The organism is Halodesulfovibrio spirochaetisodalis, from assembly GCF_001672295.1.
Lineage (GTDB): Bacteria > Desulfobacterota > Desulfovibrionia > Desulfovibrionales > Desulfovibrionaceae > Halodesulfovibrio > Halodesulfovibrio spirochaetisodalis.
In genome coordinates, this window is the sequence record NZ_JXMS01000024.1 from 19,038 (window position 1) to 41,907 (window position 22,870).

The 22,870-nt window shown below is 47.4% G+C and carries 23 protein-coding genes; 11 read left to right on the forward strand and 12 right to left on the reverse strand.

Annotated features, from left to right (window positions below; translation table 11 throughout):
- Positions 1-54: 54 nt before the first annotated feature.
- Entirely contained in the window at positions 55-414 is a 360-nt protein-coding gene (locus SP90_RS12435) for a hypothetical protein (protein WP_066856741.1), read from the reverse strand.
- A gap of 417 nt (positions 415-831) precedes the next feature.
- The gene (locus tag SP90_RS12440; RefSeq protein ID WP_066856744.1) at positions 832-1,515 is read right to left on the reverse strand and encodes a Crp/Fnr family transcriptional regulator; all 684 of its coding nucleotides are present in this window, start codon (positions 1,513-1,515) and stop codon (positions 832-834) included.
- Between the two features lie 221 nt (positions 1,516-1,736).
- On the opposite strand from SP90_RS12440, the gene SP90_RS12445 reads away from it, so the two are divergent.
- Complete coding sequence (locus tag SP90_RS12445) at positions 1,737-1,991, forward strand: hypothetical protein (protein WP_066856747.1); 255 nt, start codon at positions 1,737-1,739, stop codon at positions 1,989-1,991.
- Positions 1,992-2,203: 212 nt separating this feature from the next.
- On the opposite strand, the gene SP90_RS12450 is transcribed toward SP90_RS12445, so the two are convergent.
- The 8 genes from SP90_RS12450 to SP90_RS12485 all read right to left on the reverse strand — a co-directional run bounded on the left by SP90_RS12450 (position 2,204) and on the right by SP90_RS12485 (position 12,104).
- Positions 2,204-3,619: a sigma-54 interaction domain-containing protein gene (locus SP90_RS12450; RefSeq protein WP_082936435.1), complete on the reverse strand. Its 1,416-nt coding sequence runs from the start codon at positions 3,617-3,619 to the stop codon at positions 2,204-2,206.
- 217 nt (positions 3,620-3,836) lie between these two features.
- Positions 3,837-5,315 (reverse strand): sodium:solute symporter, encoded by a 1,479-nt coding sequence (locus tag SP90_RS12455; RefSeq protein WP_066856750.1) that lies wholly within the window; start codon positions 5,313-5,315, stop codon positions 3,837-3,839.
- A gap of 3 nt (positions 5,316-5,318) precedes the next feature.
- Positions 5,319-6,275, reverse strand: coding sequence for an agmatinase (speB, locus tag SP90_RS12460; RefSeq protein WP_157471290.1), 957 nt, complete (start codon positions 6,273-6,275; stop codon positions 5,319-5,321).
- 465 nt (positions 6,276-6,740) lie between these two features.
- A complete protein-coding gene (gene gltX / locus SP90_RS12465) occupies positions 6,741-8,132 on the reverse strand; it encodes a glutamate--tRNA ligase (protein WP_066856753.1) in 1,392 nt (463 codons plus the stop codon).
- 87 nt (positions 8,133-8,219) lie between these two features.
- Positions 8,220-8,453: a NifU family protein gene (locus SP90_RS12470; RefSeq protein ID WP_066856756.1), complete on the reverse strand. Its 234-nt coding sequence runs from the start codon at positions 8,451-8,453 to the stop codon at positions 8,220-8,222.
- A 203-nt stretch (positions 8,454-8,656) separates the two neighbouring features.
- The gene (locus SP90_RS12475; protein WP_066856759.1) at positions 8,657-9,562 is read right to left on the reverse strand and encodes a DUF2156 domain-containing protein; all 906 of its coding nucleotides are present in this window, start codon (positions 9,560-9,562) and stop codon (positions 8,657-8,659) included.
- A 9-nt stretch (positions 9,563-9,571) separates the two neighbouring features.
- The gene (locus SP90_RS12480) at positions 9,572-10,963 is read right to left on the reverse strand and encodes an MATE family efflux transporter (protein WP_066856762.1); all 1,392 of its coding nucleotides are present in this window, start codon (positions 10,961-10,963) and stop codon (positions 9,572-9,574) included.
- A 154-nt stretch (positions 10,964-11,117) separates the two neighbouring features.
- A complete protein-coding gene (locus SP90_RS12485; RefSeq protein WP_066856765.1) occupies positions 11,118-12,104 on the reverse strand; it encodes a biotin--[acetyl-CoA-carboxylase] ligase in 987 nt (328 codons plus the stop codon).
- Between the two features lie 206 nt (positions 12,105-12,310).
- Here SP90_RS12485 and bioB point away from each other — a divergent pair, with 206 nt between their 5' ends.
- The 9 genes from bioB (at position 12,311) to bioD (ending at position 19,792) form a co-directional block, all read left to right on the forward strand.
- Positions 12,311-13,291, forward strand: a complete 981-nt coding sequence (bioB, locus tag SP90_RS12490; protein ID WP_082936436.1) for a biotin synthase BioB — start codon at positions 12,311-12,313, stop codon at positions 13,289-13,291.
- A 9-nt stretch (positions 13,292-13,300) separates the two neighbouring features.
- Positions 13,301-14,656 carry an adenosylmethionine--8-amino-7-oxononanoate transaminase gene (gene bioA, locus SP90_RS12495; protein WP_066856768.1) on the forward strand — a complete coding sequence of 452 codons (1,356 nt, stop codon included), beginning with the start codon at positions 13,301-13,303 and terminating at the stop codon, positions 14,654-14,656.
- Between the two features lie 225 nt (positions 14,657-14,881).
- Entirely contained in the window at positions 14,882-15,190 is a 309-nt protein-coding gene (locus tag SP90_RS12500; RefSeq protein WP_066856770.1) for a hotdog family protein, read from the forward strand.
- The gene (locus tag SP90_RS12505; protein WP_066856772.1) at positions 15,183-15,932 is read left to right on the forward strand and encodes an SDR family NAD(P)-dependent oxidoreductase; all 750 of its coding nucleotides are present in this window, start codon (positions 15,183-15,185) and stop codon (positions 15,930-15,932) included. Before SP90_RS12500 ends, SP90_RS12505 begins: the two co-directional genes overlap by 8 nt.
- Positions 15,933-15,940: 8 nt before the next feature.
- Positions 15,941-16,309 (forward strand): hypothetical protein, encoded by a 369-nt coding sequence (locus SP90_RS12510; RefSeq protein WP_066856774.1) that lies wholly within the window; start codon positions 15,941-15,943, stop codon positions 16,307-16,309.
- A 9-nt stretch (positions 16,310-16,318) separates the two neighbouring features.
- Positions 16,319-17,539 (forward strand): beta-ketoacyl-[acyl-carrier-protein] synthase family protein, encoded by a 1,221-nt coding sequence (locus tag SP90_RS12515; RefSeq protein WP_066856775.1) that lies wholly within the window; start codon positions 16,319-16,321, stop codon positions 17,537-17,539.
- A gap of 48 nt (positions 17,540-17,587) precedes the next feature.
- On the forward strand, positions 17,588-17,977 hold the full coding sequence (locus SP90_RS12520) for a hypothetical protein (protein ID WP_157471292.1): 390 nt from the start codon (positions 17,588-17,590) through the stop codon (positions 17,975-17,977).
- The gene (locus tag SP90_RS12525) at positions 17,959-19,101 is read left to right on the forward strand and encodes an aminotransferase class I/II-fold pyridoxal phosphate-dependent enzyme (RefSeq protein ID WP_066856779.1); all 1,143 of its coding nucleotides are present in this window, start codon (positions 17,959-17,961) and stop codon (positions 19,099-19,101) included. Before SP90_RS12520 ends, SP90_RS12525 begins: the two co-directional genes overlap by 19 nt.
- Positions 19,088-19,792, forward strand: coding sequence for a dethiobiotin synthase (gene bioD, locus SP90_RS12530; protein ID WP_066856781.1), 705 nt, complete (start codon positions 19,088-19,090; stop codon positions 19,790-19,792). The genes SP90_RS12525 and bioD overlap by 14 nt, the downstream gene beginning before the upstream one ends.
- 119 nt (positions 19,793-19,911) lie before the next feature.
- On the opposite strand, the gene lysA is transcribed toward bioD, so the two are convergent.
- Positions 19,912-21,213 (reverse strand): diaminopimelate decarboxylase, encoded by a 1,302-nt coding sequence (lysA, locus tag SP90_RS12535; protein ID WP_066856783.1) that lies wholly within the window; start codon positions 21,211-21,213, stop codon positions 19,912-19,914.
- A gap of 15 nt (positions 21,214-21,228) precedes the next feature.
- Positions 21,229-21,918: a TrmB family transcriptional regulator gene (locus SP90_RS12540; RefSeq protein ID WP_066856786.1), complete on the reverse strand. Its 690-nt coding sequence runs from the start codon at positions 21,916-21,918 to the stop codon at positions 21,229-21,231.
- Between the two features lie 445 nt (positions 21,919-22,363).
- Between SP90_RS12540 and SP90_RS12545 the strand changes: the two genes are divergently transcribed.
- Positions 22,364-22,789: an FKBP-type peptidyl-prolyl cis-trans isomerase gene (locus tag SP90_RS12545; protein WP_066856789.1), complete on the forward strand. Its 426-nt coding sequence runs from the start codon at positions 22,364-22,366 to the stop codon at positions 22,787-22,789.
- The last annotated feature ends 81 nt before the right edge of the window (positions 22,790-22,870 follow it).

Here is a 22,870-nt window from a genome sequence, read left to right on the forward strand (position 1 = left end):
TCTATTTCTGTGTGCAAGACGGGTAAGCCTTACACGGTTGCTGCGTTGCTACGGTTATTTCATGTACCCTTTAGGAGCCCACCATCTGCCGCAAGGAGGAACAAAACGTCCTGCGCATGGGGAGGTGCCGCAAGGCATACCGGTGTAGCAAGGTCTGGTTCTAGGAACTACGATTTTACAATCAGCAGCTTCGCGGAGAACCTTTTTAATTGCGATCTGGTTACATGGCACGGTCATTACCGGGCATGGCGGGCAGGATGAGCATTGTGTTTCATCCAGAACCTCAATCTTTTCAACTACAACTACGTTGTCTGTTACTTGAACGGTTTGTGCCTTAACGGCTGTAGGCAGCACCAATGCAACCAAAACTACTAATGCTGCAATATTACAAGCAATAATTTTTGCTCTTACCATAACGTGCCTCCATCGATAATAATTTTAATCTATTAGAACCTGTTACGTTCATCATAAAGGAGTGCAGCTTGCTGCAACACAGACCGTAACACCCTAAGCAATTACCAACACGCTAGCAGAAAGAACGCAAAACAAACATTACTACAGTGTAATATTGTTGATAAATCACAGTATTTTTTCCTTACTATTGCGCAACAACACTGCATCACACTTTTATTACAGAAAAAAACGCTTTCGGAATTTTCCAAAAGCGGTTTTCTAATTATCGCTGCATTCAATCTAGTAATACTAACAACACGTTGCAGCGCATACTCATCATAATCATGATGATGCATAAACACGACACACACTGCAACAATCAGAAATCATATGCTAAATTGAAATACGTAAAATATGTGATTGTACATGTTATACGAATTAAAGGACAATCTCACCCTCAGCCAAGTCCTCTAGGGCAGCAATATCTTCAATGGTAATTTGTCTGCCTTCAACGGAAACAAGTCCCCTGTCAGCCATCTTAGACAACGTTCGGGACAAAGTTTCACGAGCTGTTCCCAGCATGCCTGCGAGCAAGCCTTTTGAAACATCAAGCTTGAAGGTCAGTGCTCCGTCCTTTTCTTCACTGGTGTACAGCAAGTAGGAGGCAAGACGCTGCGGTGCTTCATGCAGCGTTAATGCTTCCACCTGTTTGGTAAACATACGTAACTTCTTAGACATTGCTCCCAGCATTGCCAACGCCAGTGCTGGGTCTTTTGCAATGCAGTCCAGCAGCCCTTTGCGCGGAAAAAAAGCCAGCGTAGATTTTTCAACAGCTTCAGAGTGCGCAGGAAAAGAGCTGTTCTGAAACACAGCCACTTCACCGAAGGTTTCGCCGGAACCGTACAGATGAATAATGGCTTCACGGCCATCCGGTCCGGTCTTATAAATTTTCACCCGTCCTGACAGAACAATATAGAACCCCTCAGCCGGTGCAGATTCGTAAAAAATAATCTGACCGCGGTTCACATCTTTTTTAACCGCAATTGCTGCCAAGTCAGCAAGTTGCTCTTCTGAAAGTCCGCTAAAAAATGGCATTCTGGAAAGCACTGAAGTAAGCTGCATGTCGACCCTTTTTCCTATCTATAAAGTACGTTGCGCCCATACAAAACACCTGCGCATGGTGAGTATATTCCTTTTATTCAAGTTCGATCACCTTATAGCAGCTTGCTGTCAAACCGTCACCCTTTGCCCAAAAAGCACTCATCAGCGTTGCAACCCCTTTACACAATTGCGAACTGTTTCAATCAAGGCTATAGTCTCTCCACCATAATGAGGAGAACTCTATGAGTAAGATGTCTCAAGGCGTTGCAGCACGTGTAGAAGAGCTGCTCCGCGAACAATTAAGTGAACTCGGAATTGAAGTAAGCAAGCTAGAACCGCATGAAATCGCAGAAAACATGACATGTGATGTGTTCTCTGACGAATCCATGATATATTATTGGAAGGGTGAGCCTGTACTGCGCATTGAACCGGAATCCGACAGCGACGGTTCAACAACATGGCGCATGTATACCAAAGACGATTTGCCAGCACAGTAATACGTCACGCAACAAAGGGTTGTAACGCGGACACGATATCCGCCGCCATTCCAAACTATGTTGCAACACTATGGCACTCTTAAGCAAATCAAAGGGTGATTCTACTGATACGTGGAATCACCCTTTTTTTCGTCTTTTTTTCGATATATTAGACATAGATGACGCTGGAATGAAACGCATTTGTAACCCGTCCATTCCAGACGCAAGCCTGCTTATTTACAAAATTTACTAATCTTACGTGCTGCACTCGGCTGACTTATTCCGAGTGCTTTAGCTGTGGCGACGGTTGTCTTATGTTTCTTGTATGCCCGCGCAACGAGTTTCTTTTCCAGTTCATACAGTGCATTTTTTAGCGGCAACTTGTTCTCACGCTCCAAAAAAGCACCGTCCTGAATATGTGACGGCAAATCGTCTTCTGTTATTATTAACTGTTCAGAAATAATGACGAGGCGTTCCACTACATTTCGCAACTCACGGACATTACCCGGCCACGAATACATCTGTAAGGCATCTATGACCTCGGGTGAAAAATATTTATTAGTGGAATATTTACCATTGGATTCTTCCAGCACGTTGTTTGCCAAAGGTAAAATATCTTCTGTGCGATCACGCAATGGAGGGATGTTGAGATGCAATACATTCAGACGGAAAAACAGATCGCTACGAAATCGCTTTTTATCCACAAGTGACCGTAAATTCTGATTAGTCGCAGCAATCAATCGAAAGTCCACATTAATAGCACGGGTTCCGCCAAGTTTCGTCAGCTTTTTCTCTTGAATGACCTGCAGTAATTTTGCTTGTAGCTCCAAGGGCAGTTCGCCAATTTCATCCAGAACAAGTGTTCCACCATTCGCAAGTTCTATGCGTCCAACCTTGCCTTGCCTGCAAGCTCCGGTGAACGCACCAGCTTCATATCCAAAGAGTTCCGATTCAAGTAAATTTGCTGGAATTCCAGCGCAGTTAATCTCCATAAGCGGTCCGTCAGACCGGTCACTCTGCTTATGAATAAGGCGAGATATGACATTCTTTCCCACTCCGGACTCTCCGGTAATAAGAACGTTTGTATCCACCAGCGTAACTTTGGAGACGTACTCCAGCACCCGCTGCATCGCAGGGCTGATGGCCACAACTCCCCACGAAGAAGGATCGGGGCTTATCACTAACTGGCTGCCATCCAGTGCTTCATTTAACTTTTCGTACTCATTATTGAGTTTTAAAAAATACCGTGAATCAACGGTGTAGCTGATAACCCACTCCACATCGCCCGCTTTGTCATAAATAGGCACACCAGTAACAATATTACGACCACCAAGCTGGTTATCTTCTACAATTGTTACAGTCTGCTTGCTCTGTAAAACAAGAGAGGCAACAGAAGGACTGAAGAAACCCTCCGCCTCCATGTCATAGGTAGTTCGTCCAATGATAGAATCTTTAGGTATCCCATAGGTACGTTCAAAGCAGCTGCTTACCCAGATAGTCACACCCATTTTATTCACGATAACAACATTATCGTGCATGGATTCAATTACTGAATAAAGATCATGCACGTCTGGAAAATCAGCATGTGCGGGCGCAGAATCTGCAAAAAAATCTTGTGACCGGTTTTCATAGGGAGTGTAGTTGCGCATACACAAGTCCTAGCAAAAAGGTTGAGTGCAGCGGGAGTCATTCTGCCAAACAACAACACACTGCCGTAAACGTTCTATCCAAACTTCCTTATGGATAAAATAATGCCCCTGACCCTAGCAAAAGCACGAAACTCAGGCAAACCGCACTACGCTAAAAAAGCCCGAAGAGAACCTCTCCGAGCTTTTGTTGTAGTACTAACAATAATTACAGAACCGCCTAGTGCAAAGTCGCTGTCTGTGTCTGTGCACGACGCTCCTCATCAGTCATGGTATCAGCATCATACTGCTCAGAAGCAGCAAGACGTGCTTCCCATGCGGCAAGCTTGGCAGGATTCGGCGGACCGGTCATCAAGCTTACCACCACCAGAACTACCGCGCTGCTTACGATGCCGTAAATAATGGTGTACGCAGAAAAAGCTCCATACGTCATGATGCATACAGTCGTGATAACACCACTGACAAGAATGGAGTACACAGCACCCTGCGCTGTTGCTTTACGCCAGAAGAATCCGGCAACAACCGGGACAAAGATACAACCGGAAAGCAGTGCGTACGCGATATCAAGAGCGTGCATAACGTCACCGATAACAACTGCGAGGAAGAGAACGACAATCCCTACAACAAGGGTGATCAGACGGGAAAGAAACATCTCCTGTTTCGTATCCATATCGCTGCGGAACGGCTTGACAAGATCATTAATAATAAGAGTCGAAGAAGCGAGAATAGTGCCGCTCACGGTGGACATCAGTGTTGAGAGCAGACCGGCGACAACCATACCAAGCAGGCCGCTAGGCATAACTGTTACAACCAGCTGGCCAAGTGCTTTCTGCGGCTGATCAAGGTCAGGGAGAAGCACAAACGCTGCCATACCGCAGATTGCCATTGCACAGCCCCAGAGAACAGAAAAGAAGCCAGCAGTCACAGTACCGCGAGTTGCAACCTTGCCGCTTTTCGCTGTAAATACACGCTGCCAAATATCTTGACCAATCATGATGCCAAGATACATCAGCAGGAAATACATAAGAAGCTGATCCCAGCCAATAGCAAAAGGATCAAAGTAGGAAGGAGGCACTGCGTTAAACAACGCATCAATTCCGCCTGCTTTTTCAATGGAAAGTGGTACAAGAAAGCCAAATACACCGACCATCATCAGCACAAACTGAATAACATCCGTGATGGTTACAGACCACATACCGCCGAGTAATGTATACAGCAATGACACAGCGCCACCAGCAACCATTGATGTGACCATATCCCAGCCGAAAAAGGCATGGAGAACGGTGCCGATGGCGATAACCTGTACTACCGCGATCATTGCCGTGTAGATACATGAGATAATAGCACTGATATAACGGGCACTGGCGGCGTAACGCACTTCCAGCATTTCACTCAGGCTGATAACACGCAGGTTAGCCATTTTACTTGAAAGCAGCACACCCATGCTCATCACGCCTAAACCGTACATAAGTACAACCCATGCCCCTGAAAAACCGAACTGATACGCGAGTTTTACAGAGCCGAAGGTCGCCCCGCCACCTAAGATAACACTGGCAAGACACGGGAAATACATCCAGAATTTCAAGTTTCGTCCTGCAACAAGAAAGTCTTCATTATTTTTGGCAAAGAAAATTCCTGCAATCCCACACCCGATCATTACGAAAAAATACGCGACGATAATCAGCAGATCGATAGACATATGCTACTCCGTTCCAGTGTGTCGTTTGTTGTAAGCAAGACATGATAAGAATGCATGCATAATTCCGGCTGCAGCAAAGGATGTAATGTCTGCAGTGTCAGATTCCGGCAGAACTTCCACAAGATCCATCCCGACAAGGTTTAGTCCCTGGCAGGATTCAAGCATCAGCTTGAGTGCTTCATGTGTTGTAAAGCCACCAATCTCTGGCGTTCCGGTTCCCGGAGCGTATGCCGCATCGAGAAAATCAATATCAAAGGTAACAAAAACTGGTGTATTCGGAGTAATACGCCTACGGATGCGTTCTACAGCAGCTTCAACGCCAATGTGATGCAGTTCCCATCCTGTGATGACGTCCATCCCGCTTTCTCGCGCAAATTTTAATCCATCACGGCTATAGAGGGGCCCACGAATGCCCACCTGTGAGGACTCTTCCGGTTTGAACAGACCTTCTTTGATAGCCCAGTGGAAAGTTGTTCCATGGTTGTATGGCTTACCAAAATAGTCATTACCGGTATCAGAATGTGCATCAAAATGGATAAGAGCAACCGGACCATGTTTTTTTGCCACAGCACGCAGTTCCGGCAGTGTAATAGAGTGGTCTCCGCCCATGATCACAGGAACAGCGCCTTCCTGTATGACGTTACTAACCCCCTCTTCTATTTTTTCAAAGCTCTCCTCCAAGTATCCGGGAACAATGTCTATATCTCCACAATCCACACCGGTACACTCTTCAAAAATATCTACATCTAACACTTCATTATAGTTTTTCAGAATACTGGACGCTGCTCGAATAGATTCCGGTCCAAAACGGCACCCCGGTTTATACGATGTTGCAGTATCAAACGGGACACCAAGAATCGCAAAATCCACACCTTCTGCGGTCGCAACATTAGGCAAACGCATAAACGTACGCACCCCGCAAAACCGAGGAGATTCTAAAGAATTAATTGGCTTACTCACACTTTCCTCCTGAGATTGCCCTGCCCATGGGACAGTCTCAGCAAAACAAACGGGCAAAAATCAAACTACATTCAACATCCACCACAATATATGGCGATAACGTATCAAAATATATTGCCGGACAAGGGCAGGGTATTCCTCCTATAAGGGCAAGCAGCATGCCAAATCATAACTATTTAAATTTTATTGATATTATGTGTAAGTTTATTTTACAGCCTATTCACTTTTGAATAATTTTCAAAACACAACAAAAAGAAATCCTGTTTTAACGGCACATTCGAGCCTATTCAAAGATGAATAGGCATCCATTCAAAAGTGAATACTGCGTAAAATAAAAAATGATACGACCTATTCTGAAGTGTTTTCTGCCCCCATAGCAGAACAGCCGAACTGTGCGTTTTTTACTTTGGCAAAAAAAAAGCCGCTACCAATGTAGCGGCTTCTGTATAACGAAATACCAAGCGATTACTGCTCAAGAGCGCGATCGATACGAGCAAGAGTGCGCTCTTTACCGATGATTTCCATCACGTCAGGAAGGTTAGGACCACCCATAGCACCAACAAGTGCCACACGCAGTGGAGGGCCTACAGCTTTAAACTTAAGGCCGTTGTCAGAAACGTAGTTACCCATAACTTCGTGGGTAGTATCTTTGGTAAATGCTTCGAGCGCAGCAAACTGCTCACGGAGATTAGCAAGATGCTCTTTGCCTTCCTCGGTCAGGGCTTTTGCTACTGCTTTTTCTTCAAATTCATACTCAGAATCAGCAAGAAGCATGAAGCGCATTGCGTCTACAAGACCGATAAGATCTTTTGCACGATCCTTAACAAGAGGAACCATAGCGGTTAACTCTTCGGCGGAAACTTCAAAGCCAGCTTCCTTTGCGAACGGTGCAACAAGTGCAGCAAGTTCAGCATCAGGAGTTTCTTTCATGTACTGTGCGTTGAGCCAGAGAAGTTTATCAGGATCAAAGCCGGCAGCTGAAGAAGAAAGGTTGTCTGTAGAGAACTTTTCGATGAGTTCGTCCAGCGCAAAAATTTCCTGATCACCGTAAGACCAGCCAAGGCGTACGAGATAGTTTACCAGCGCCTGCGGGAGCAGACCCATTTTCTCGTATTCCATAACGGACTTAGCACCATGACGTTTGGAAAGTTTTTTACGGTCAGAACCGAGAATCATCGGAACATGACCGAACTGAGGCACTTCCCAGCCAAGGGCTTCGTAGACCATGATCTGCTTAGGAGTATTGTTAACGTGGTCATCACCGCGCAGAACGTGAGAAATCTCCTGAGAATGGTCATCCACAACTACAGCAAGGTTGTAGGTAGGAGAACCGTCGCTGCGACGGATAATCATGTCATCAAGTTCTTCATTGTCAAAAGCAATGCTGCCTTTCACAAGGTCTTTCCAGACGGTACGGCCGGTCAGCGGTGCCTTGAAGCGAACAACACGGCCATCTGCTTTTTTCAGCCCCATTTCACGACATTTGCCGTTGTACTTAGGCTTTTTTCCCAGCGCACGGGCTTCTTCGCGCATTGCTTCTACTTCTTCTGCTGTACAGTCACAGTAGTACGCTTTGCCTTCTGCAAGCAGCTGGTCAATGTACTTGTTGTACAGGTCATCACGCTGGCTCTGGTACACAGGCTCTGCATCCCAGCTAAGACCAAGCCATTCCATAGAAGCAAGAATTGCGTCGGTGTACTGCTGTTCAGAACGTTCTCTGTCTGTATCTTCGATACGCAGAACAAACTCACCGCCGTGATGACGAGCAAGCAACCAGCTGAAAATAGCGGTACGCGCACCGCCGATGTGTAAATGTCCTGTCGGGGACGGAGCAAAACGAGTGACTACTTTTGCCATGTGACAATCTCCTACAAAATATAAAAAACCGGACACACGTGAAGACAAATACGCTGCACATGCATCACAGGTATATGATCAACTATCTTAATCTTCAGCCGGTTCTACAGCTTTCACTTCAGGCACTGCTTTCAGAACAAAACGCTCTACAGTATTACGCAGGGTCATCTGGGACATAGGGCAGCCCTTGCAAGCGCCGGTAAGGCGTACAGTAACAATGCCGCGCTCAGAAATATCCACCAGTTCAACGTCGCCGCCGTCATTCTGCAGGTACGGGCGCACTTTATCCAACGCTGCTTCAACTTTTTCTTTAAGAGTCATTCTATTCCTCACAGGTCTGTATATGATGTGTGGCACTTCTATCGCCGTTAAAAAACGGTGTCAAACACAGACAATGCCACCGGCAACTTTCCCTTTGCATAAAAAAACGTCAAACCCGAACGTACAATCACCTGCAGCCCGAATTTGACGTTCATTCTACTCTACGGTTCTGAACACACTGTCAGCCCAATCACAGGCGCAGCTTATTGTTCTTCCGCCAGCTCAACAACAAATTTCTTTACAAAATCAACTGGATTGTAGCTCATTTTAGCTTTACGCAAACCCTCATCATCCAAATCCTGCTCACGGTTTACGTGGACGAAACGACCACCTTCATCATTCAGGAAAAAGTTGTTGATTGCCTGATAGATGCCTTTGTAATCAGTTTTTCCTTTTTCAAAATGGATAACCACAGTATCGCCGTTAATGGCTTCAGCTACGGTGTAGGCAATAACCTTTCCGTCAACCTGAATGGAACCGCCGATAAGGGACGGAATTTCGTCCCACTGCTCAAGTACGCGGCGGATTGCATCGTTTTCGGCAAGCAATGACTGGGAATCCTCACACTCGCGCCACATGCACCACTCTTCCTGCATTTCAAGCACAGCTTCCACGCAATCGGCAGTCATAGGCTCATAGGAGTATGTGTAGTTTTTCTTGAACTGGTTAACGAGATTCTTTTTCTTATGAAACTTCTTACCCTTCAGGTCAGCCAGTTCCTGTACATCATAGATGTAATCCCACTGCCCGCGATCTTCTGTGGCAGAAACACGTCCTTCCAATTTCTCGTTCCAAATTTCAAGCAATCGTTCAGGAACACGGTGGAAGGTGCGCGCCTGTTTCATGTACGGGCAGTTTGCCCAGTCCACGTTGTCCCAATTCCCAACAGGTGCCCAGTAACGGACAACAGGAATCTCAGAACCCGCAGTTGATGACTGGCGAATCCAGACTAAATTGGGCGTCCATGCCCACTCAAGACTGTACTCATCAGCCCACCCCCATATATTGGTAAAACTGAAATCTGATGACTTTGTTTTACTCAGCGCAAGGCGCTCCATGTATTCATCTTTTCGTTCTAGCGAAATCGGTTCAAAAACAAGTTCTTTCATCAAAGACTCCTACGCAGCCGGAGCGGTCGAGTTTTTGCGTTTAATCATGCTGAAGCGATACCAATCGCGACACATGAATATATAAAACATAATGGTAGACTGGAACACCTGTGAAACAAGCATGGCAATATAGACCCCTTCAGCATCCTTCAAAATAAGATGCCCGAGAACATATGCCACGGGTAAACGAACCAGCCATGACGCACTGCTGTAAATCCAAAAATTGTATATGGTTGCTCCCGCACCAGTCATGATCCCCCCAAGGGTCATACTGGCAACGGTAAACGGAATTGAAATGATATTATACTTCAAATACACGGCAGCCTGAACCGTTACATCCGGCTCAGGTGCAAGAAATTTAGCCATAGGCTCAATAAACGGCCAAAACACGACGGCCACTACAGACATAAGCCCGCAGGCCGTACCCAGAATACGTAAGCCTACGCGCTTGGCTTCCACCTTGTTACCGGCACCAAGAAAATGCCCGATAAGAATACTGGCTGTCATATTAAAGGCAAAGGCAGGCAGGAATAATAGCGACTCAATACGCATGCCCGCAGCAAGCCCTGCCAGCGCATCAACAGCATCAAACGGCAAGGAGGCCACAATGGCAAACAGCACAATGTATCCGGTGTGCCATAACGCCTGAGTCCCGCCAGCTGGTGCCGCTACCTTGATGAGGTAGGGCAGCGCACGACGTGCCCAGCGCCACGGAGCAAACGAGTCGCGAACAAGGATTCCCCTGCCTGTGAGCACAATAAAATTGTAAATGGCCCCACCACTGATGGAAAGCAAGGTAGCCCATGCCACCCCTTTGTAGCCAAATTCCGGGAATCCGAACCAGCCAAGTCCGAATCCCAAATCTGCTATTGTATTTACAAGTGCCACAATGGCAATGGCGCGCATGGGAATGAACACCATCATCTTTGCACGAAATACAGCATTGGTAATGACAAAGACATAGTACACCGGCAGCAGCACCAAATAGATTTGCAAAAAGTACTGTGCGATCGGGTAAATGTCGTCCGGTGTCTGTAAGATTCCTAAGAAAATATGTCTGAAACTCAGCCCCAGACCGGAAATACCGACCCCGCAGACAAGCCCCAGTAACACCACCAATCCGATATACCGAGCCGCCCTTTTATGCAGACCGGCACCTATGGATTGGCTTATTGCAGCCACACACCCGTTACCAATAGCAATGGCAATAACCAGAAAAAACAGGAAGGTCTGAGAGATCATCCCAAGAGCAGCCTGAACATTCGAATCGATCTGTCCGGCTACCCAGACATCAACAAAGCCTATTAAAAAGTGAAACATCATCATGAGAACCTGCGGCCAGGCGAGGTTCCAAATGGCTCTGTACGATGTAGGGTCAGCTATCTGTTCTGTGTTGCTCATGAAAGTATACCAGGATGAAAGTGTTGAAGTAGCAAGAGTAATACGGATGCAAAAAAAGTACAGCCCTGAAGCGACAAATACTTCTTCACAGACAGGAAAGCGACGCTGTTAGCGCCGCTGAACGTATGTTGAAATATTATATCTTTCTTGATGGTTACAGGATATCTCCGGAAAAGAGGGAGTGCTCAATGCCGTTCTCGTCCTGCAAAACAAGCATACCGTCAGTGGATACATCCACTACTGTTCCAGAAAAAGTTTCTCCCCGAACTTGCACAGTGAGTTCTTTGCCCACTACATCTGTCAGTTCTTTCCAACGGGAAAGCAACGGTGCAAAGCCTTGCTTTGTCACGAGCAGGTACCAGTGCTCATAGCGGGTCAAAAACGCCTGCAGCAGTTCAACACGGGAAATATGTTTCCCCGCTGCCTCTTCAAGCGAGCACGGAACCGTGCGTAGTTCCGGCACCAGTTTTTCCGGCAACGGAGCAACATTGATTCCCGCGCCTGAAATAACGTGCCCTACACTGTCTCCCGAAAGAAAAACCTCAGTCAGGTTTCCGGCAACCTTACACCCGTCTATCAAAACATCATTAGGCCATTTGCAGACAGGAATGATATCCGTCAGATCCTGAACAGCTTCTGCCGCCGCAACATTCGTAAGCAGAGTGATGAGCGGTGCCTCGTTAGGAGCAATATCCGGTCGCAGCACAACGGAAACGTACAGGCCGCACCCAGAAGGAGAATGCCATGTTCGCCCCTGCCGCCCGCGTCCGCCCGTCTGCTCATCAGCAACGACCACAGTTCCTTCAGGAGCATCACCAAGAGCAAGCTTCATTGCCTCAAGGTTTGTAGACCCGACACTCGGTAAATAGTGAATGTCATGCTGCCCGAACACTGTTGTGGTAAGCCCCTGCCGCACCACATCCTGCGTCATTTTTTCTGCTTTACGCACCAGCCGGTAGCCTTTACGAGTTACCGCTTCAATCTCATGCCCTTGTCCACGCAACACACTTACGTGCTTTGATACCGCCGCACGGGAAATTGAAAACAACTGGCTTACATCTTCGCCAGAAGTATATCTATCTGTATTTTTTTGCAGCAGTTCCAAAATTTTTGTCCGAACCGCATCGCCCCGTAACGCCATCGCTACCTCTAATTGTAAACCTTTCAGAAAGGCGTAAAGTTGACAATAGTGCCGCTCTCAGATAATTCAGCCTGAACAACAATCAAATTCTGCACTGTGACCCGTTACCGTCGCAGGCAAAAACAAAATATAACCAGCGTCACACACTGGCAGAGTTTTCTTCTACTAAAATATCTCCGGCGCTGTCTGTTTTTTCGAGAAAGAGTATGACTACCACCGCTTTATCTGTGTACGCCCTGTGTGAAGAGGTTGTCCAGTCTGGAAAAGGTATCAGCCGTGCTGATGCCGAAATGCTTATCAATCTTCCAGACAGCGCAACACTCGATCTGCTTGCAGGTGCACGCCGTATCCGTTCCGCAGTGACCACAAATCCATCGTTCACCTGCGGTATTGTAAACGCAAAATCCGGCAAGTGCAGCGAAAACTGTTCGTTCTGTGCACAGTCAAAATATCATGACACAGGCGCACCTATTTATCCGCTTATAGAGCCACACACCCTGCTTACCCGCGCAAAGGAGCTGGAAGCAGCCGGAGCAAACCGGTACGGCATAGTTACCAGTGGAATGGCTCTTTCCGACAAAGAGTTGGATACCGTATGCGAAGCAGCACTTGCCATCACAACACAAACCAGCCTTAACGTATGCGGCTCCCTTGGTCAGCTTTCTCCGGACATGGCGCTCCGTTTACGGCAGGCAGGATTTTCAAGCTACCATCACAATCTTGAAACAGCACGTTCCCACTTTTCTGCTATTTGCAGCACACATGAATACGATGAAGATATTGCATCCGTACAAATTGCCCTTGATGCCGGTTTTCGCGTCTGCTCTGGCGGCATATTAGGACTTGGCGAAAACCGCAACCAGCGAGTTGAGCTGGCCTGTACCCTGCGCGATCTCAATGTTCCTTCCGTCCCTATGAACTTCCTTACACCAGTTAAAGGAACACGGCTGGAAAATCAGCCACTTTTACCTGCCTCAGAAGCACTCCGAGCCATTGCTGTCTACCGGTTCATTCTCCCGACGCAGGACATTTTAATCGCAGGTGGACGTGAAAACACACTAGGTGAGCTTCAGTCTCTTATCCCTATGGCAGGCGCAAACGGTCTTATGATCGGCAACTACCTGACCACAAGCGGACGCAGCACAAACGATGATATAGCCATGCTGACCAGCCTTGGCGTTTTATAAGGAAGATACATGAGCACAACTCAAGATTTGCAAACAATTGACCGCACCAACGTATGGCACCCATTCACTCAGATGGCAGAGTGGGTGCAGCAAGACCAGCTCATCATAGAAAGCGGTAAGGATAACTGGCTCATAGACACAGAAGGGAACCGTTATCTGGACGGAATTTCATCTCTCTGGACAAACGTACACGGACACTGTGTGCCGGAAATAGACAACGCCGTGCAGGAACAGCTTGGTAAAATTGCACACACAACCATGCTTGGGCTTGCCAATGTGCCTGCAACCGAACTTGCAAAACGTCTTGTGGATATTCTTCCACAGGGGCTCACACGTGTTTTCTATTCTGACAGCGGTTCCACTGCTGTGGAAGTAGCACTTAAAATTGCGTTCCAGTTTCAGCAGCAGGCAGAAAAAGGTGACCCGAACCGCATCAAATTTATCTCCATGCAAAATTCCTATCACGGAGACACCATCGGTTCTGTTGCTGTTGGCGGCATGGATTTATTCCACGCCACATACAAGCACATGCTCTTCCAAGGTGAAAAGGTTCTCAGCCCCTACTGTTACCGTTGTCCATTTGGCAAAGAGAAAGCAACCTGCGACCATGAATGTTTCCAGCACGTAGAAGATGTACTCAGCGAACACGGAAGCACTGCGGCCGCGTTTGTTATTGAACCTCTGGTACAGGGTGCGGCAGGACAAATTATGCATCCTGAAGGATACCTCGCACACGTTCGCGAGCTATGCACGCGCCACAATGTACTTCTTATTGCAGATGAGGTTGCAGTCGGCTTCGGCAAAACCGGAACCATGTTCGCCTGCGAGCAGGAAAATATCACACCGGATATTATCTGCCTCGCCAAAGGCATCAGCGCAGGCTACCTGCCGCTTGCAGCAACAGTAGCGTCAGAAGAAATCTACAACGGGTTCCTTGGGAAGCACGAAGAGTTCAAAACTTTCTTCCACGGCCATACATATACAGGCAACCCGCTTGCCTGTGCTGCCGCCATTGCTAACCTCGACTACTTTGAAAACAACAATGTCATGGAAAAGCTTCAGCCCAAGATTGCTCACCTGCAAAACAGACTGAACGCCATGCAAGAACTTGAACACGTCGGTGAAATACGCATTCGGGGCATCATGACAGGCATTGAGCTTGTGAAAGACAAAGGCAGCAAAGCATCGTTCGAAGCAGCAGCAAAGATCGGTCACAGGGTCTGTATGGAAGCACGCAAGTACGGGGTTATTATCCGTAACCTTGGTGATGTCATCATCCTTATGCCACCGCTCAGTATTTCTCTCAGTGAAATAGACCTTCTTTGCGATGCAACTGCCAAGGCAATTAGCACTGTCACTGAATAAGTTTTATCCTGAGGAGTGTCTCCGACAGCTCTCCTCGGGACGGGGCACTGCCCCTCTCCCCCGCAAGGGCGCCCCTCCTTGGCCGCGAGTAGTTTAGACAGGTTTGGGCAGTTACCCGACTGCCTTGCCCGAGGTAATAACACTAGGACAACTCACCCACTTATGCGGTCAAGGAAGGGTCTCCCTCGCGATATAAACGCAGTCCCCTTCTGGAGGCAAACCATCATGTTCAACCTTACCGGAACATTCACATTTCCAGCAGACGAAGCTGCACTTCAGGATCATTTTCCTGACAGTCCGGTCATTCCGGGCACACTCATTATCCACAGCTTTGTACACGCGCTGCGCACCCGAATGCCGGAAGCTATGTTGAGTGCAAACAGATTCCGCTTCAAAGAATTTATTACGCCTGCATCATATCAGTACAGCATTGAGCAAACACCATCAGGCTTTTCATGCACTCTGTTCAACAAAGGAAGAAAAGCTGTTACCGGACGCCTAGATATACAGACAAGAGGAGACGCCAATGGCTGATATTCCCATCCACCTTTCAGGTACTCATGCATGCATACTCGGTGCATCTTCAGATCTTGGGATGGCTATTGCGCACACCCTTGCTGACGCTGGAATAGAATTGACCCTGTCAGCCTGTTCTGAACAAGGAATTAATCGCATCACGTTAGCGTTTCCCGCCGCAACCATTCTCAAGCTCGATATGAAAGAGATTGCTCAATATGCCATGACGGATAGAGCATCCGAGCTCGATGGAATTGATTCTCCAGACTACCTTATCGACTGTATGCAAACTGATTTTGAAGCATTTATTGCTGGTGCAGAATCCTCTGATGTCACGAGCTATATGGAAACAAACATATCAGGCAGAGCTGCCTGCCTGCGGCATATTTCCCGCATGATGCTGGGCAAACGATTTGGGCGATGCATTTTTATTTCTTCTACAGCAGCAGCACTTCCCAACGCAGGTCAAGGTTTCTACAGCGCAAGCAAACTTGCAGGAGAAGCACTGTATCGAAGTCTCGGGGTTGAACTCGGAAAGCGCGGCGTCACCAGCTGCTCTGTGCGTCTTGGATATGTCCAGAGTGGAAGAGGTACAGATTTTCTGGAAAAAAATCCGCAAACAACCGGCCGCATCCCTATGGCTCGCGCTGTAACAGCGCAAGAAGCAGCCCGTTCAATTGCTTTTTTACTGAGTGATGATGCTCAGATGATAAACAGCACAACCATTACCATGGACGGCGGATTAACCGCCTGTAAATAGGAACCACCATGTTCAGTTTTAAAAAAGTACAACGAGTAATTACCGAGGTTCTGGAACTAGAACCGGAAGAAGTTACTTCAGAAACATATATTATGCGGGACTTACCTACAGAATCCATCGACCTGATGGAATACGGTGTAGGGTTGGCAAAAGAATGCGGCATTTCTGTGCATGACGAAACAGTCTTCATTAAATCCCTGCGCCTGCACATGGCAGAAGCTGAAGACCGGGGACTTGATCCAGTTACATACCTTATGTCCAAGTACCCTCACCTTTCCGCAGAACGACTTACTGAAATGATCAGCACAGTACACGAAGGCCCTGTCTTACAGGTGCGCGATATTGTGGCCTATGTCGATCATGCTAAACGACATTAGGATTTTTACATGCGCAATCGGGTTGTTATCACAGGCACAGGGTATGTCACCTCATTGGGAACTCTACCGGAAACCATACTGCATTCTGTCCAACAGAACACACCGGCATTCAGAACTTCTGAACACTTCTCCGATTGCATGGAATGCCCGATATCTGATTTTGACCTGACGCAAAGCACCGGACGCTGGAAAAACAAAAAGTATCTGGCACGAGGAGCTCAGTTTGCGCTGGCTTCTGCCATTCGAGCAGTTGAAGACTGCGGCCTTAACACTGGCCATTTTGAGAATGCAGGATTATTCACCGGCACAGGTCCTAACTTCGACATAGGCACAGACTTTCCTGACGTTCAAGGCGGTAAGCTGGATAACGACAGTCTAGCTGCTCTGTGGATGCTTAAATATCTTCCTAACACTGCAGCCAGTGCCATCAGCCAGTTTCTGCATATTCATGGTGAAAACTCCACCATAGGCACGGCATGCTCTGCTTCAACACAAGCAATCGGGGAAGCATTCCGAAAAATTAAGGATGGCTACCTGACTGTGGCGCTTGCCGGTGGTGGTGACTCCAGACTCTCCCACGGCGGACTGCTTGCCTACAACAAAGCTCAGGCGCTCTGGAATAACTGGGGAGAACCAACAGGAGCCTGCCGCCCGTTTGATGCTGAACGGAACGGATTTATTACAGGAGAAGGCGGTGCCATGTTTGTTCTGGAATCTTTAGAACACGCACAGCAACGCGGAGCACATATTATTGCAGAAATCTGTGGATATGGAGCCACTATGGATGCGCAGAGTATGACAGCGCCACATCCAGAAGGACACTATGCAGAGCAAGCTGTAAAAGCTGCATTGGCAGAAGCTGTTCTTCTGCCGGAAGCAATTGATCTTGTTGCCGCACACGGTACTTCCACACAGCTTAACGACCAGATGGAAGCAGCAATGCTGGAGCGAGTTTTCTATACTGAGGACACTTCCCGGACACCACAGGTTACCGCGCTGAAATCATGGATTGGACACTGTGCTGCGGCATCCGGTGCGGTTGAGTTGGGAGTTCTGCTTGCTCTTCTAGCACAAGGCATTGTTCCTCCTGTTCGTAACCTAACTGCTCCCTGTTCTGAAAACATTGCCTTTGTCACACGCGAGGAACCATTCTCCGGTTCACATATCTTGTTAGAAAACTTTGGATTCGGTGGTCAAAACAGCGCGCTGGTTATGCGCCTCTGGTCATAAATGCAATACGATTCAACCATACACTTCGGGGTAGAGCGCTTTATCCTTATGGATTCAATTACACAACACGATTCCCATGCGCTTACCTCTGAAAAAAAATTTACGAAGGCACCTGCCTATCTTGCACTGGAAGCAATGGCACAGACCGGAGGCATGCACTTTAGAAAATGCATGGGCTTTGCTCGCCATGCATTCCTGCTTTCCGTCCAGCAAGTGCCGTTGCCCAACGTATCAACATTTTCCGGCTGCGGAACAACCAAGGCTGTGCAGACTGCTCTCACGGACTCCACAGCAGCCTACGACATTTTGTTTACCTGTGGAGAAATTGAGCTTTCCGGCTCATTTCTCTTCGGCAGTACTAAATTTGGTGACCAGTTTTCACAAGGCACCCTTGCAACCCATTACAGCGAGTTATTCCAATGGTTACAGAACGCCTGAAACGCTCCATAAGTATACGGAAATCTGCCGGACTGCATCGCGACCCCATAACTGTTGAAAAACATATGGGCAGCAGCGCTCTTGTTAACGGGAAGCAGCTTATCAACTTTGCGTCCAATGACTATCTGGGGCTGGCTCAAGATACAGAGTGGCAAAAAACACTCAGCGAATGTTTTGCCAACCATCCTCCATCCGGAACTTCATCACGGCTGGTGAGCGGCCACAACAGTTTCACCGAGGCAGTGGAGCAAGAATTTGCCGCATACTTCGGTTATGACGAGGCCATGTTCTTCCCAAGCGGGTATCAGGCAAATCTTGCGGCCATCAACGGATTATGCAGTCCTGCAGAGACTATTTTTTATGACAAACGCATCCATGCAAGCATGGTACAGGCTCTTCCCCAGACAGGGAGTACATTAAAAGGCTTCGCGCACAGTGATCTTTTTCAACTGGACAGGAAACTCTCCGATGCACAGAGCGAATCTGCCGTAGTGCTTACTGAGTCCCTTTTCAGCATGGATGGAGACCAGCTGGACACAGAAACATTCCATCAACTTAAATACCTGCACAGCTTCTTCAGCATTGTTGACGAAGCCCATGCGTTCGGTGCCCTCGGTCATAACGGTACAGGCATCTGCCGTGGCCTTACTGAGGTTGCCGTTGGAACATTCGGCAAGGCGCTGGGTATGTTCGGGGCATTCATACTGATGCCCTCAGGCTTCAAAGAATTTTTCCACAATTTTGCATCACCGGTAATATACTCCACAGCCATGCCTGAAGCACATGCAGCAGCTGCTGCTGCCCTGCTCCAAAAACTGCCGCAAATGGGACAGCAACGTGCCCACCTTGCTGCCATATCTGAACTCATGCGTTCAGAACTTCAAGACGCGGGCTTCACCGTGCAAGGTGATGCACATATTATTTCCATTGGAATCGGAGATGAGATGAAAGCCGCAAAACTTGCGGAAAAAATGCAGGATGACGGTGTGCTTGCATTTGCATCCAGATATCCGACAGTACCAATGAACAAAGCTGTCATACGGATAAGTATGACAGCCTTGCACAGTACTGCGGACGTACACACATTCGTCAACAGTATCAGGGGGTGGTATGACAGAACCTAATCCATCATATTTCGTTGTCGGTACAGATACCGATGTGGGTAAGACAGTTGCTTCCCTGATGCTTATGCGCTTCCTCATAAAGACGGGGCACTCGCCATATTACTGGAAGCCGGTGCAAACAGGCTGTCTCAGCCCGAACGAGGCAGGCGCGGACGCCAGCTTCGTTCTTAAATATTGTCCAGAAGTACAGCAAACTGCTGCTGATGCTACCGGAGCCTGCTTTAACGCTCCCAAGGCTCCATTCTATGCTGCCCGTGATGAACAAAGCAGCATAGAAGTGGAAGACCTTTTACACAAACTGGCATATTTGCGTAAAAATAATACCTTGGTGGTCGAAGCGGCAGGAGGACTGCTGGTGCCGTTCAGCCGCACACACATGTTGGCGGACATGGTACAACTGGCTGTCGAGCGGTTCGGGATCAAGCCCATACTCGTTGCACGAGCCGGACTCGGTACAATCAACCATACGCTTCTTTCCATTGAGGCGTTGCATCACCGGGGCGTTCAACCGGCAGGGATAGTGTTTGTGAATAACAAGGAACACCGTACACCACAGGCGATGCTGCAGGAAAACATGGAGGCAATCTCCACATTTTCAAACTATTCTGTATGCGGATGTATTCCACATATTGAAGACTTTACGTGTCCTCCCGAAGAGGCAATTACACTCTTCGAGAAGATCGCTGGCTAGGTTTGCAGAATGGAGAGCAGCAAACCAGCCAACAATGTCGTACCTTCGTCACTCCGCGTGTGTCTTACCTAATGCCTGACACAATGCAGGCACACATGCAGAGTAACTCATGAGCTAAATTACTTTTCACCAAACTCGCTGATGAGAGCATCCGCTTCCGGATACATATTCAAAAGGTCATTCAATGTTTCACGACGACGGATGAGGCGTGCTTCACCATTTTCCTGAATAAGCACTTCTGCCGGACGAGGACGCTGGTTGTACGGGGATGCCATTACATATCCGTATGCACCTGCGTCGAGCATGGCAATTACATCACCTTCTGCAATCTCAGGAAGCTGACGGTCTTTTGCCATGATGTCACCGGATTCGCAGATGTTTCCGACAATGGTCTGTTCCATTGTTTCGGTAACTTCGCTGCCGCCTTCACGGTAAATTTCCACGTCGTGGAATGAATCATACATGGCAGGACGCATAAGCTGGTTAAAGCCAAGGTCGGTACCAGCAAAGCGCTTTTCACCGTTGTTCTTTACGCTGAAACATGTGCCGAGCAGAACACCGCATTCTGCTGCAATGTAGCGCCCCGGTTCACACATAAAGCGACCGGTGTAGCCAGTCTCTTCTGCAAACTGTGTAATCGTAGCATGGAATGCTTTACCAAGCTCAGTGAGATCAAGACGCTCTTCACCGTCATATTTACGGTACGGGATACCAAAGCCACCACCGAAATCGATAATTTCAATGGCGTTACCTTCAGTCATCCACTCTTTTGCAATGGAGAGCAGTACACCCATTGCTTCAAGGTACCCATCCGGCTCCATGAACAACGAACCGATATGCATGTTCACACCGCACAGAGTAAGGTTGTGACGCCCCAGAATCTCACGCACAGTATCTGCAGATTCAGGATCAACCCCGAACTTGGTCTGCTTACCGCCTGTTACCACCTTGGCATGGTGACCTGCACCAATACCCGGATTAAAGCGGATTACAACCTTGCCGCCCGGATTCAACTGCCCGAACAGATCCAGTTGCGAGAGAGAATCGACGCTCACATATACGCCACGATCAATGGCGAACTGGAGTTCTTCAGCAGAGACGTTGTTTGAGATGAACAGAATCTGCTCCGGCGTAAATCCGGCGGCAAGGTTCATGACAATCTCACCCGGAGACATGGCGTCCACAACCATGCCCTCTTCCTGTACTACCTTAAGGAGGTGAATATTCGTATTCGCTTTCGCAGAATAGTTAGGCGTAAAGGATGGATTGTCAGAAAGCGCCTGAACTTCACGGCAACGAGTACGCAGTACATTCTCGTTATATACATACAGCGGACTGCCGAATGTTTTTACAAGCTCCATAGGAGTGTTGTTACCGTAAAAATTTACACTGTCAGTATAGGTGGAGCGAACATTGCTCATGCCGAAATCTCCTGATTAAATGCCTCGTATCTTAATAAGCTCAATTTCATTAAGCAGAGCTTCACGCATTAAGGATACGAGATGCTTGTTTTTTGAATAGAGACACTGCCCTTTATTCACTTCGAGCGTGCCCACTATAACTTCGCTGGTATCAGCGATGATGCGTACATTCTCCGCCGGAGCTTCATTATGCATAAAGACTGCGCCGGAAAGATGCGGGTCCTCATCTGATAAAATCACTACCTTAAGTCCACGTTCGATACAGTTCTCTAAATCAGACGTAAGCAGCTTTACAGTTGAGGATGAGACAGAAAGATATACCCACCCTTTTGCAAGCAGAATCATATTCCGCATTTTATCAAGAGTGTTTCCGTACCCTGAAATGGTAAGGTACGGTGCTTCTTCCTCTTCCTGCTCAGGTAAATTTTCTTCCAGAAATTCCAATGTCGATTCACAGGATCGACGTAAATTCAAAATAAGTTCTTCACGAGGAATCGCAGTATACTTACTGGAGTCTTCCGAAGAAACGATTGCTCCGCCTTTTTCAACAAGGCTGGATAACGCAGCGTATGCATTGGATCGGGAAATGCCGGAAACCTTCGCGGCCTCATACCCTGTCATGGCACCCATTTTACAAAGAGTAACGTACATCAGAGACTCTTGCTGAGTGAAACCAAATTTCTTCAATGCCTGAATGAGTTCCATTTATTCTCCTGCGTAGTTCTTATAAGTACTACTATTTCAGATTTGAATACCGGTCAAGTATTCAAGAGTGTTTTTTTAACTTTTCCGAGCCTTGTTCAACTGCATGCAAAGGCGTCCGTCAGCAACGGTTTTCTCTATGTTTTTCTTTGAAAAAACACGAAAAACACAAAACACATGCTATGAAAACAATGTGCATTAGTGAATGCAGAACCTTGTTTTACACTATTGCAACTCTATGCCGCACCTTGCACAAGCAAACAGGCAATGTACTGTCAAAATAAAATCGCCATCAAAATACTTTCTGGCTGCGTATTCCATGCGACTGAATATGTCCATGCCCAAGACATCATTACTCACTGTTATCTTGCCGATGTTTAAATAAGAATTGACTTTAAAGATGCTAACAGTCATCCTACCATACCACATTTTTAATAAGGAGACCTTCATGGCACAGGTCAAAGACGGCGATTCAGTTAAAGTTCACTACACAGGTACTCTTGAAGACGGCACGGTTTTCGATTCCTCTCGCGAGCGCGAACCTCTGGAGTTTACTCTTGGTTCCGGCATGCTTATTCCTGGTTTCGAAAAAGCTGTTGAGGGTATGAATGTAGGTGATTCTACTAAAGTTACTATCCCGGCAGACGAAGCATACGGCCAGCGCAATGACGAAATGGTTATTGATGTTGCCAACGATCAGGTGCCAGAGCACATCACTCCTGAAGTAGGCATGCTCTTGCAGCTCGAGTCTGAAGGCGGAGTAATGGAAGTAGTCATTACTGACGTCAAAGAAGACGGCATTACTCTTGATGCCAACCACCCGCTCGCAGGTAAAGACCTTACCTTCGAAATTGAACTCGTTGAAATCGTGTAACACTGATTTCATTCGGATAGAAAAAAGCCCGCGTTGTATAACGCGGGCTTTTTTCTGTTTAATTTATGTAGAGATATCTCA